The sequence below is a fragment of the Mesorhizobium sp. M1307 genome, from assembly GCF_040318155.1.
In the GTDB taxonomy this organism is placed as follows: domain Bacteria; phylum Pseudomonadota; class Alphaproteobacteria; order Rhizobiales; family Rhizobiaceae; genus Mesorhizobium.
The window spans coordinates 36812-48872 of the sequence record NZ_JAMYLR010000043.1; the positions used below are offsets into that span (position 1 = coordinate 36812).

At 61.8% G+C, this 12061-nt stretch carries 11 protein-coding genes; 6 read left to right on the forward strand and 5 right to left on the reverse strand.

The annotated features are described in order from the left end of the window. Window positions 1-33 precede the first annotated feature (33 nt). The 3 genes from NKH16_RS29030 to NKH16_RS29040 form a co-directional block, all read right to left on the reverse strand. Complete coding sequence (locus NKH16_RS29030) at window positions 34-1029, reverse strand: Do family serine endopeptidase (RefSeq protein WP_352903113.1); 996 nt, start codon at window positions 1027-1029, stop codon at window positions 34-36. A 114-nt stretch (window positions 1030-1143) separates the two neighbouring features. Next, window positions 1144-1584, reverse strand: a complete 441-nt coding sequence (locus NKH16_RS29035) for a hypothetical protein (protein ID WP_352903116.1) — start codon at window positions 1582-1584, stop codon at window positions 1144-1146. Window positions 1585-1617: 33 nt separating this feature from the next. Further along, entirely contained in the window at window positions 1618-2025 is a 408-nt protein-coding gene (locus NKH16_RS29040) for a hypothetical protein (RefSeq protein ID WP_352903119.1), read from the reverse strand. Window positions 2026-2915: 890 nt separating this feature from the next. Here NKH16_RS29040 and NKH16_RS29045 point away from each other — a divergent pair. The 4 genes from NKH16_RS29045 to NKH16_RS29060 all read left to right on the forward strand — a co-directional run bounded on the left by NKH16_RS29045 (window position 2916) and on the right by NKH16_RS29060 (window position 4929). Further along, the gene (locus NKH16_RS29045; RefSeq protein ID WP_352903122.1) at window positions 2916-3887 is read left to right on the forward strand and encodes an ABC transporter substrate-binding protein; all 972 of its coding nucleotides are present in this window, start codon (window positions 2916-2918) and stop codon (window positions 3885-3887) included. A 214-nt stretch (window positions 3888-4101) separates the two neighbouring features. Continuing rightward, entirely contained in the window at window positions 4102-4236 is a 135-nt protein-coding gene (locus NKH16_RS29050) for a L,D-transpeptidase family protein (RefSeq protein WP_352903125.1), read from the forward strand. Continuing rightward, a complete protein-coding gene (locus NKH16_RS29055) occupies window positions 4233-4574 on the forward strand; it encodes a L,D-transpeptidase (RefSeq protein WP_352903128.1) in 342 nt (113 codons plus the stop codon). The genes NKH16_RS29050 and NKH16_RS29055 overlap by 4 nt, the downstream gene beginning before the upstream one ends. 25 nt (window positions 4575-4599) lie before the next feature. Next, window positions 4600-4929, forward strand: coding sequence for a hypothetical protein (locus tag NKH16_RS29060; protein WP_352787801.1), 330 nt, complete (start codon window positions 4600-4602; stop codon window positions 4927-4929). 122 nt (window positions 4930-5051) lie between these two features. Here the strand turns inward: NKH16_RS29060 and NKH16_RS29065 are convergent, their stop codons facing one another. Further along, window positions 5052-7082, reverse strand: a complete 2031-nt coding sequence (locus NKH16_RS29065; RefSeq protein ID WP_352903131.1) for a transcriptional regulator — start codon at window positions 7080-7082, stop codon at window positions 5052-5054. A 213-nt stretch (window positions 7083-7295) separates the two neighbouring features. Here NKH16_RS29065 and NKH16_RS29070 point away from each other — a divergent pair, with 213 nt between their 5' ends. Both NKH16_RS29070 and NKH16_RS29075 read left to right on the forward strand, forming a co-directional pair. Continuing rightward, a complete protein-coding gene (locus NKH16_RS29070) occupies window positions 7296-8381 on the forward strand; it encodes a PLP-dependent cysteine synthase family protein (protein ID WP_352458183.1) in 1086 nt (361 codons plus the stop codon). A 25-nt stretch (window positions 8382-8406) separates the two neighbouring features. Continuing rightward, entirely contained in the window at window positions 8407-9939 is a 1533-nt protein-coding gene (locus NKH16_RS29075) for a pyridoxal phosphate-dependent decarboxylase family protein (RefSeq protein ID WP_352903134.1), read from the forward strand. Between the two features lie 139 nt (window positions 9940-10078). Here the strand turns inward: NKH16_RS29075 and NKH16_RS29080 are convergent, their stop codons facing one another. Beyond that, window positions 10079-11719, reverse strand: coding sequence for an ABC transporter substrate-binding protein (locus tag NKH16_RS29080; protein WP_352903136.1), 1641 nt, complete (start codon window positions 11717-11719; stop codon window positions 10079-10081). Window positions 11720-12061 lie beyond the last annotated feature (342 nt).

The following is a 12061-nucleotide window of genomic DNA, read 5'->3' on the forward strand; positions in this document are numbered from 1 at the left end:
TCCTCGGTCTAGAACTGCCGGCACGGTCGGCCGCTAATTGGCATCGTCATCGTCCGATCCGTCAGCGTCGTTACTGTCATCCGACGCATCGTCATTACTGTCGGTGCTGTTTTCGTCTTCACCATCTGCCGACGGGTCGTCATCGTCATTCTGATCGCTGGAATCGTCCTGATCATCGGAATCATTGTTGTCAGTGCTGTCATCCGACGCATCGTCATCCGTGCTATCGTCGTCGGTGTCGGTGCTGTTCTTGTCATCATCACCGTCCGTTGAGTTTTCATCGTCGTTCTGATCGCTCGAATCGTCCTGATCGGAACTGTTGTCGTCGGGACTGTCGGCCGGGCTATTGTCGTCAGTGTCGGTGCTGGAATCGTCGTCGTCAGCATCGGGAGAAGACACATTTGCGTCCGGATTGGCGTCGCCAGGGTGCGAGTCGTCCTCGCGATAGCTCGTGTCATTGAGGCCAGTCTCCATCTCGTCGTCATACTCATCGACGATCTGCGTCCACTCCTCTCGATTGTCGACGCTCGTCCATTGGGAGATATTGTTGACCGAGATGTTGGTGTTGAAGTTGTTGACGGTGATGTTGGTGTTGACCTCGACGACATCTGCGACTTCTGTCCCGCGATTCACGCCAAACAGGAAACTGGTGGCACTCGCGGCAAGGGCGGCCCAAACGAACCTATCGACATCGCGCGGCGTCGAAATCGGTTGATGCCGCACTGTGGCAAGCACGTCACCCGGTCGGATGCCTTGCCGCGCGGCAACGCCATGGGGTGCAACGGCCAAGACATATACCCCGCGAAGCTTGGGCGGGATCTGATAGCGGTGCCGAGAGGCGTGGTTGATGGGTATCAAAACCGCGTTAAGAGCCCGGGAAACATAGGGTTTCGGCAGATCATATTTGCTGGCATACGCAACATTGATCGTGTGCGGGACAGCTACACTCACAAGAGCCGTCATTTTCACTGAAGTTGCCAATGCACGGGCGAGCTGCATTATCAGTCTGGATTTTCGAACGGTTTGCATTTTGCACGTCCTGCAGCTGATGATTGGAGTCGATCTCACAGCCCCGGCGCCCCGGAGCGCTCACCAATCATTCTCCCCCCTGCACCAACGGTGAGCGGCAATCTCAAGCGATCATCACCGTCGTTCCGTAACTGTCTCGGCAAAACACTTTGCCAGGTCTTGCGGCGCTCCGAGCTTCTTCGCCCAGGATACCAGTTCAGGTTTTTCCGACGGCTCGGCATAGCCGCCCCACACGTCGCGAAACTGCTTCTTTCCATCGACTGTCTGGAAGAACATCACGCCGTCGTCGCTCACCGGCGTGGAGACGTAGGCGGCGCTCCAGCTGCCGCTCTCCATGATCGAGAAGAACTTTGCCTGAGCGGGCTTGAACTTATTGGTCATCGCCGAGACGACGAGAGGGGCATATTCCTGCTTGCGCGCCTTCGTCACTTCGACCTTTATACCGTCACAGGCGTTATTCGCAGCGAAAGCGGACGTCAGCGCCATTCCCAACCCCGCAAGGCCGACCATAACGATTTTGGCATGTCGCCGGACCAGGCCGCTGAATTCAGACATGATTGGCTTTCTCCTTGTTCGCCCCCGAGTCCCTTAATCGGAATCGTCATCGTCCGATGAACTGTCGTCGTTCGATGAACTGTCATCGTCCGGTGTATCGACCTCGCAGCCGATGCCGCGGCAGCCTTGGTAGTTGCCTTGCGTATCGAAGTTGGGATTGCCTTCTCTGTCGTACTGCGGCCTGTCGTCGATACTTTGATCCCCGTCATCAGGATCGTCGACTTTACATCCGAGCCCATGGCAGCCGATGTAACGGCCCCTGGTATCGAAGTTGGGATTGCCGTTCCTGCCGAACTGCGGCCGGTCGTCTATCTTCCGGCTCCCTTTATGGGACCGATCAACCAGGCAGCCCTTTCCGCGACAACCATCGTAGTCGTCGGTGGTACAACCGACGATCGCCATCAAAGCAGTGGCCAAGGCCGCACAGATTACGAGTTTCATGATTCATTCCTCCGACTGGCTGGCGGCGGACATCGTCCATATCGGAAGGCCATTGCAGGCGGCGATCCTCGCTTTTGCCGCGAAGGCTGGCGCCAATCGGAGGAGGGCAAAGCTTCGCCAGCCATCAAACGAAAGCCAGGATGTGGGCGATGCATTCGACGACTTAGCCGACGGTTGCCGTAATCTCTTACGTGGGAGGGAACGCTCCCAGCGGGGGCCGCCGCATTAGCGACTGTCAATATTCCTCTCCATGCTTAGTGCCCAGTCCGCCCAAGCATGTTTCAACGATCCGCTGACGCGGCTGTGCTTCCAAGAAATGCATCCGAGTCAGCCTATGACAAGGACAAATCCCAATATCGCAGGATTGAATTTTGCAAATGCTTAATAATTCGGAATCAGCACGGACTATCTTAGCAGATACTAAAATGTGATCAGTAGCAAGATTCCGGAATGCTTCCTTAGTTTTGCTCTCATTAAGCCGAGTTAGTGCAAGTAATATTCTATGTTGTTGTGAATTTTGCGCCCATCTCTACAAAAAAGGCGCGACGATACCACATCTTATACGATCACCCTAATCGCGATCTATTGTGGTATTTTTTCGAACCCAGCCAACCGTTGCGAGGGCCGAAAGAAACGCGCCCCTTTGCCCGCCTTTTCAACGCTGCGGCGTGCCAAATAGGGGCGCAGTGGGGGCGCCGCGGCCGCGTTGTGAGCATCCTCCCAGTCGGATTGTCATCGGGTAGCGTGCAGGGGCGGCACGTGAAGGCGCTCTCTTTGGCGAACGCACTGCCGCACCTTCAGCAGTTGCCCGTCAGAAGATGGGTCCGGTGCTTGCCGCGACAGATTGTTCCCGTCCCGGTTCATTTCAGCACCGAAGCGAGGGGGAAGAGATGCACAACCGATTTCGGCAGTGCCTGCGGAAAGTGTCGCTGGCGGCATTGACGATGCTGGCGCTAAACATCCCGGTCCACGCGGCTGATCTCGTCATTGCAATGCCGAAGTGGCCGTCGGGCCAGGCGACGGCAAATATCCTCAAGGTCAGCCTGAAGGAAAATTTCGGGCTCGATGCCGACGTGCGCGAGATGGGGACGCTTATTGCCTTTGCCGGTCTCAATTCTGGTGAGGTGGATATTCATCCCGAAATCTGGCTGCCCAATCTGGATAATCTGGTGAAGAAGTATGTGGACGGGGCCGGCACCGTGGCCATCAGCCCCATTGGAGTGCCGGCCTGGCAAGGCATTTGCGCGACGCGTGAAGCAGCCGACAAATTTGGAATTCACGATGTTTCGGCTCTCAGCGATACGAAGAAAACGGCCGCGTTGGATACCGATGGCGACGGACGCGGCGAACTCTGGATCGGCGCTGAGGGTTGGTCCTCAACCGCTATCGAGCGCGTCCGCGCCAACAGCTATGGTTATGCCAAGACAATGACCTTGTTGGAGACGCCCGAGGATGCCGGAATGGCGGCTGTCGATGCCGCGGTCGCCAGGGGTCATCCGATGGTGTTTGCCTGCTACGCGCCGCACCACGTCTTTGAGTTGCACGACATTGTCCGGCTTACCGAGCCGCCCTTTGATCCGGCAAAGTGGAAGATCGTACTGCCGTCAGAGGACCCGCTCTGGGTCTCGAAGTCCAGCGCGCCGGTATCATGGGATACCGCACATTTCCATATCGCCTACGCCACCTCGCTGCGCAAAAAATATCCGAAGGTGGTGGCGTTCCTGGAACGGGTCGAGCTGAAGCCCGAGGAAATCACCAAGATGAGTTATGCGCTCCAGGTAGAGCGTCAGGATCCTTACGAATACGCCAAACAATGGGTTGCCGCACAAGGCGCACGGGTGCACGGGTGGGCAAATCCATGAGCGGAAATCCTATGTTCGCGGAACGCGGCACTGTCCGGCGGCGCTCCCTCACGGCAGTCGTCGCCGCGGCGTTCGGTCTTGTCGCGGTGGCGGCGCTGGCTGAGGGAACACAGGTTTTCGACCCGAAAAGCCACAAATGGGTGGACTACGATCGCACCAAGGCGCGCAAATACTACGCCGCGCATAATGAGGTGCCCGAGGCATTTCGTCGCAGATGGTCAAATTCCGCACCGCGGAAGTGCCAGGCACGATCATTATCGATGGCAACCAGCACTTTCTCTATCTTGTGCAGCCGGGTCAGCGGGCCATGCGCTACGGCGTCGGCGTGGGCCGGGAAGGGTTTGGATGAGCCGGCATCGTGCGCGTCGGCCGCATGGCGGAGTGGCCGACCTGGACACCTCCGGCCGAAATGGTCGCTCGCTATCCGAAGGCGGTGAAATACGCCGGAGGCATGGAGGGAGGGCCCGACAACCCGCTCGGCGCAAGGGCTCTATCTCTATGAGCGCGACCAGGACACGATCTACCGGGATACACGGCACCCCGGAGCCCTGGACGATCGGGCTCGACGTGTCATCGGGGTGCATCCGTATGAGGAACGACGACATCGTCGATCTCGCATCCCGCGTCAAGGTTGGGGCCAAGGTCATCGTTCTCATGCAGGGGGCGGCACTTTACAAGGGTGTGTGAAGCGGCATTCGGAGAGGGACAAGCAATGTCGGCAAAAGATGCAGTGAGAACTTCGATCCTGGTGACGGCAATCGGATTCCTGGCTGGAGCCGTTAGCGCTTGCGTCAGCGCGCCGCCGCCGCCTCCTCAGGACCAGATGTCCAGGACCAAGGTCGAGACTGCCCCGGCGGACCTTCAACTGCTTTGCGCCAATGCGGTCGCCAAGGCGAGCGGTGTCGACAGCACGAAGATACTTCCGGTTTCATCGAGCAAGCTCGATTCCAAGACCTATCAGGTCGAACTCGATGCCAGTGGCAAGAAGACAAGCTGCCTCGTGGATACCGACGGCAACGTCAAATCGGTTGAGCCCGTCTGATCCGCTCTGGTCGACGAATTCGCAACCAACCTGACGATGCGCTCTGGCTGCAGACATGACGATGTTTGGGGCGGCCAGCCGCGATGAGCGGTTTGGAGAGCCTGGCAAACCGCGCGCCTGCCTCACCCCAGCCCGATCCGCTTAGCGCCTTGCCGGAACAGGGCCTCGGCGGCCGGCTCGAAGCGGAAGGTGCCGATGAAATCATCGGCGCAGTAATTCGGCAGCGTCTTGCGCAGCGCGGCGGCGAAACTTCGTGCCTCGTCCAGCCGCCCCGCCAGAGCAAGGCAATGCGCAGCAATCGCCAGGATGATGGCGTGGGCGTTGGGACGCGCGGCTGCCTTCAGCGCCCATTCGGCGGCTTCGTCGAACTGGCCGAGCCGGACATGCGACATCGCCCTGGCGCCCAACATACCGAACAGCAGCGGATCGAAGGGGCTCAGATGCCTGGAATGGTCGGATGAGCCGATCGCAGACTGCGGGTCGCCGGACTGCGAATGGACGAAAGATAACGCATAGTGGCCGAGCGCGAAATTCGGGCTGAGGTCTACGGCGCGTTCCAGCTCGATGAGGGAGCCGTCCTGCTCGCCGCGCAGCCACAGCGCCCGCCCCATGGCCCAGTGAGCGGCCGGATTGTGATCGTCGACGAGCAGGCTCTGGCCGGCTGCCTCGAAGGCCAGGGCGCTTTCGTGATCGCGGTCGCCCCAGCGCTGGAAGGCATTTTGCCAATGGGTGAAGGAGAGGCCGGCATAGGCGCGGGCGAACGTCGGATCGAGCTTCAAGGCTATGTCGAAGAAATGCCGGGCCTGCTCGTTTTCCGCGCGGGTGAAGCGATACATGTGCCAGAGACCGCGGTGGTAGGCTTCCCAGGCGTTCAGCGAATTGGGCGCCTTCAACATGGCGCGGTTGCGCTCGACCGTCTCGATCTCGGCCGAGATCGACGAGACGATGCTGTTGCCGATGTCGTCGAGCACGGCAAAGATGTCGTTCGGCTTGCGCTCGAACGTCTCGGCCCAGACGATCCTGGCCGTGCGCACTTCGACCAGCTCGACCGCGACGGTGACGCGGCCGGCCTGGCTGCGTACCGTGCCGGTGGCGACATAATCGACATTGAGCCGACGGCCGGCATCCTCCGGCCCAATGTTTTTTTCGGCGAGCGCAAACACCGAACCGCGCGCGATGACGAAGAAATCCCTGAGCTTGGCCAGGCGGGTGATGGTATCGTGGGTCAGGCCATCGGCGATGCCTCCGCGTGGACCGCCGTCAGCCGTCTCTTCGGCAAACGGCATCACCGCAAGCGAAGCCTTCTGCGATGCAGCAGTGTCGGAATTGGGAAGCACAATTGACGCGTGAGGGGCCGCGGGTACGAGTGACGGTCGCGCCCAGAGCGTAGCGGCAGGTCGTTCGTTGCGGATCGTGCGCCATGCCTCACGAACGGGTCCGAAATCCAGATCCTCCGAAGCAAACAGCTGCGCTGCGGAAGCGAGATGTTCCTCGCACGCGTCAAACTGGCCGCGCTGCGCCAGCCCTTTCAGAAGAGCCACATGCGCGCGCCCGTCGAACGGAGCGAGTTCCAGCCATTTGTCCAGATGCGAAGACATTCTGTCGGCATCCACCGGAAGCTTGTTGACGAGATGTTCCAGGATTGCGGCGTGCCAAGAGCCGAAGCGGCGGCGCTGAGCGATCAGCCAGCTGTTGAAATGCGGGCTGCGGTCGATCTCCAGCCCATCGAGAAAGTCGCCGGCGAACATTCCGGAAAGAGCCTGCAGCCGCTCTAGACCGAGCGTCTCAACGCCCTTGGCGGCGGCCGAGGCTATGTCGACAGCGTCGACGGAAGCACCTCTCAGATCAAGCGCGATCGTGTCGCCTGGTGTCTCGACCCTGCGACGATGCGGTTCATCGAGGATGCCTCTAAGCTTGCTCAGGCACCAGCGAAGCTCGCCGCGCGGGTCGTTCGGCACATCCCACAAAAGCTCGCAGAGGCGGCTGCGGCCGACCGGATGCGGCGCCAGCGCCAGATAGGCGAGCAGCGCACACAGCTTGCGCGATTTTGGGAGCTGGATGATGATGCCGTTGCGTGCGATCGTCAGGGGTCCGAGCAGACGCACGGAAAAGCCGGCCACCTCGCCGCCGAGGCTCGATCGGGTGGATTCCACGTAAGTTTCCACGCCTGCTCCCACGCTGGCCAGTCGGCCTTTGTTTTATCACCAAACGCGACACGGTGCATCCGGCAGCGAATTCCCGCTCCGGATGCCGCCATTGCCGGAGGCAAATGTAGCGCGGCAAGGTCTCGAAACCTCGCCGCCCAAGCCACCGGTCTGTAACCGGCCCGTGACGACAAGAGACAACGACAAAGCGAGGAGATCGACATGTTGCATCAACAGAAAATCAGAACCACCGCCGGGCGCGGCCGTCTGTTTGACAGCGTTCTCGACACGGTCGGCGATACGCCGGTGATCCGCATCAATAATCTCGGACCGGACCATGCCACGATCTATGTGAAGGCCGAGTTCTTCAATCCCGCCGCCTCGGTGAAGGACCGGCTGGCGCTCAACATCATCGAGGAAGGCGAGCGCAGCGGCGCTCTAAAGCCTGGCCAGACCGTGGTCGAGGCGACCAGCGGCAACACCGGCATCGGCCTTGCCATGGTCTGCGCCCAGAAGGGCTATCCGCTGGTGGTGACGATGGCCGACAGCTTTTCTATCGAACGCCGCAAGCTGATGCGCATGCTGGGCGCCAAGGTGGTGCTGACGCCGCGCGCCCAGAAGGGTTTCGGCATGTACAAGAAGGCGGTGGAGCTCGCCGAAGCCAATGGCTGGTTCCTGGCCCGCCAGTTCGAAACCAAGGCCAACGCCGCCATTCACGAAGCGACGACGGCGCGCGAGATCATCAACGATTTCGCCGGCTCGCGGCTCGACTGCTTCGTCACCGGCTACGGCACGGGCGGCACCGTCGCCGGCGTCGGACGCGTGCTGCGCCGCGAGCGGCCGGAGACCCGGATCGTGCTCGCCGAACCGGCCAATGCGCAGCTTATCGGCAGCGGCAAGCCGCAGCAGCGCGGCACCGGCGGCGCGCCTGCCGCCAGCCATCCGGCGTTCGAGCCGCATCCGATCCAGGGCTGGACGCCCGACTTCATTCCGGACGTGCTGCAGGAGGCGATAGACGCAAGCCTCTATGACGAGGTGGTGCCGATTGCCGGGCCCGAGGGCATGAAATGGGCCAAGGCGCTGGCGCAGAAGGAAGGGATTTTCACCGGCATCTCCGGCGGAGCGACCTTCGCGGTGGCGCGGCAGATCGCGGAAAAGGCGGCGTCCGGCTCGGTGATCCTGTGCATGCTGCCCGATACTGGCGAACGCTACATGACGACACCGCTGTTCGACGGCATCGAGGCGGAGATGGACGCCGAGGAGACTGCGCTTTCGCAGTCGACGCCCGGCTGCCAGTTTCCGGCGTGACAGCGGCACATCGGGAGCGGGCTGCATGGACACGAAGCCTGGACTGGCCGTCACGGCCACCGAGGAAACGCTTGACCCCTCGAACTGGGCCGACGTGCAGGCCCTGTCGCATCGGATCGTCGACGATGCCGTCGCTTACCTGCGCGATGTCAGAGAGCGTCCGGTGTGGCAGGAGATGCCGGTTGATGTGAGGACCTTCTTCACATCGCCGCTGCCGCGTTCGCCGGCGCCGCTGGCAGAAATCTATGGCGACGTCACCAGGAGTTTGATGCCCTATCCGATGGGCAACGTCCATCCGCGCTTCTGGTCCTGGTATATGGGCTCGAGCAATTTCACCGGCGCGCTCGGCGATTTCCTGGCGGCGATCCAGGGCTCCAACCTCGGCGGCGGCAACCATGCCGCCGCGCTGATGGACAACCAGGTCGTCGACTGGTGCAAGCAGATGATGGGCTTTCCGCAATCGGCCAGCGGCACGCTGGTCAGCGGCGGCTCGATGGCCAATATCATCGGGCTGACCGTAGCGCGCAACGCCATGGCCGGCATCGACATACGCGAGCACGGCGTTGCCGGCATCGACAAGCCGCTGCGTTTCTACGGCTCCGACCAGCTTCACTCCTGTCACCGCAAGGCGATGGAAGTGCTCGGCCTCGGCAACCGGGCGCTGCGTCGCATCCCGAGCGATGCCGGGCTGCGGATCGACATCGCTGCGTTACGGGCGGCGATCGCCGAGGACCGCGACGCCGGCTTCAAGCCAGCCTGCGTAATCGGTACGGCCGGCACGGTGAACACCGGCGCAATCGACGATCTGCAAGCGCTGGCTGATCTGGCGGCAAAAGAGGATCTGTGGTTTCACGTCGATGGCTGCATCGGCGCCTTGCTTGCGATTGCGCCGGACAATTCGCATCGCGTTGCCGGCATCGAGCACGCCCACTCGATCGCGCTCGATCCGCATAAATGGCTGCACGCGCCATTCGAGGTCGGCTGCGCGCTGATCCGGGATGCCACCGTGCATCGCGGCACGTTCGTGGTGACGCCGGAATATCTGGAATCGACGCCGCGCGGCCTGGCCTCCGGCCAATGGCTGCACGATTACGGCCTGCAGACGACGCGCGGCTTTCGCGCTCTGAAGGTGTGGATGGCGTTGCGAGAGCACGGCATCGAAAAGTTCGGCCGGCTGATCGACCAGAACATCGCGCAAGGGCATTATCTCGGCGCGCTGATCGCGGCCGAACCGGCACTCGAACTGGTAGCGCCGGTGAGCATCAACATCGTCTGCTTTCGCTACCGCGCGGACGGACTGGGCGGGGAGCGCCTGAAAGCGCTCAATACCGAGATCATGCTGAGGCTGCAGGAAGAAGGCATCGCCGCCATTTCCGACACGACGGTGCATGGCCAGCATAGCCTCAGGGTGGCGATCAACAACCACCGCACCCGGCGCGACGATCTGGACCTGCTGGTGCGGGAAACGGTGCGGCTTGGACTGGAGATTTCAAGGCCTGGCGTGGCTCTTCCTTCTTCCCTTCTTGTGGGAGAAGGTGGACGCGAAGCGGCCGGATGAGAGGCGTTCCAGCTTGATACTGACGGCACTCCGTCCGCACCCCTCAACCGTCTTGGCGCTGCGCGCCAATCCACCTTCTCCCACAAGGGGAGAAGGAAGAAGGAGCGGCGCTGGCCCCGACAATTGGTCGTCTGCAAGGCTACGCCTCGAGCCAAACCTTCTCGAAGTGCTGCTCGAGCGACTGGTGCTGCTCGCAGCCATGCACGCCCTTGCGGTAGGTGCGGTAGACCGAGCGCCAGTAGGGCTGGATGATGACGCCGGAATCGCGCAGATTCTGTTCGATCTTGGCCATGAGCTCCTTGCGGGCGCCGGGATCGGGCATCGCCAGCGCCTTGTCGAGCAGACTGTCGAATTCCGGATCGGCGTAGGCGCTCTCGTTCCATGCGGCGCCAGACTTATAAGCGAGCGCCAGCACCTGGACGCCGAGCGGCCGGCCGAGCCACTCCGTGCAGGAGAAAGGATATTTGCTCCAGTCGTTCCAGAAGGTCGCGGCCGGCAGCACGGTGCGCTTGATCTTCAGCCCGGTCTCGCGCATCTGCGCGGCGATGGCGTCGCCGGTGCTCTTCTGCCAGTCGACGTCGACCGAGATGAGTTCGTATTCGTGGTCGGCCTTGCCGGCCTCGGCGAGCAGGGCCTTGGCTTGATCAATGTTGCGGACGGCCGGGCCGATATCGGCATATTCGGGATGCATCGGCCCGACATGATGGTTCTCGGCAGGCTTGCCGCGGTTGTCCATGCCGATCTTCAGCACAGCGGCGTTGTCGACGGCGAGCTGGGCGGCGCGGCGCACCTTGATGTCGTCATAGGGCGGATTGCCGATATTGAACCGCGCGACGATGGTCGAGCCGGTGGCGATTTCCGAATTGCTCAGGCCCATGGAGTCGGTCTGCGCAACCGTGTCGGAGGCGGTTTCGTGGTCGGTGTCGATCTCGCCCGATTCGAAGGCCGACAGCATCGCATTGGGGTCGGAGCCGTAGTCCACCCATTTGATGCCGTCGAGGTAGAACTCGCCCTTCCACCATGGCTTGTCTTTGCGGCGGACTTCGGCGCCGACCTCGGCGTCCCATGCCACGAGTTCGCAAGGCCCGGTGGTGATCGCCAATGCCTTCAGCGGATCGCCGTCGCCTTCATAGCTGCGGTGCATGATCAGCGCCGGGTAGTCGGCCATGCCGGCGATCAGCGAAATGTCGGGCTTCGGCAAATTGAGCCGCACGGTGACGTCGTCGACGCGCTCGATGCCGCCGTCGACGGGCTTCTTGGTATCGGCGTTGACCAGTGCGCCCATGCGCGCGGCGACCGAATTGCCGGCGACGGACGCATCGCACCAGCGCGTCAGATTGTGGATCACGTCGTCGGCGTTGAAGGTGTCGCCGTTCGACCAGGTGATGCCCTTGCGGACATGCAGCGTCAGCACGCGGGCGTCGTCGCTGGTTTCCCAGCTCTCGAGCAGCCATGGCTCGAAGGTGAAGTCGCGCTTCCAGCGCACCAAATATTCGTTGCACTGGCGGGCGACGTTGGACATCTCGACGCCGTCGAAGGTGCGCGGATCCTTCCAGCCCTTGACGTTCATGGCGACACGCAAGATGCCGCCGCGCTTCGGCTCCTCGGCCCTGGCCGGTGACGGCGCAAGCCCGCCGAGCGCCAGCGCGCCGGTAGCGCTGACGCCGAGCGCAGCCATGGTGGCGAGATATTCGCGCCGGTTCATCTGGCCTTTCTTGAAGCCATCGGCGACGGGCTCGGCCTGCGGATGCAATGATCTGCCGGTCAACATGAATTTCATCGTCGTTCCCCTGTTGTTGGGCGCCCCGGCCAATCGCCAAACGCGGGGGACGGATGCGATCGCCGGGACGCCATTGCCTCCGGGATGATAGGGCGGGCTTCCCTAGGGGAGTGTTCGGACTTCCGCAGTTCTTGTGCGCTGTTCCGCAAACGGAAGGTCCCCCTCACCCGGGTTGCCAACCGAATTGCGAAGGGCAATTCGGGGCAATCCGACCTCTCCCCGAGGGGAGAGGAGGTCGCCAGCGTTGATCCCAGCCTCTTTGTAACTTGTTTCTTGCCGACTCTGCTATGAAGGCAGGTGCGGTGGCGGACGGGAGACCGGAGCATCTTTGGGTGATCGAGC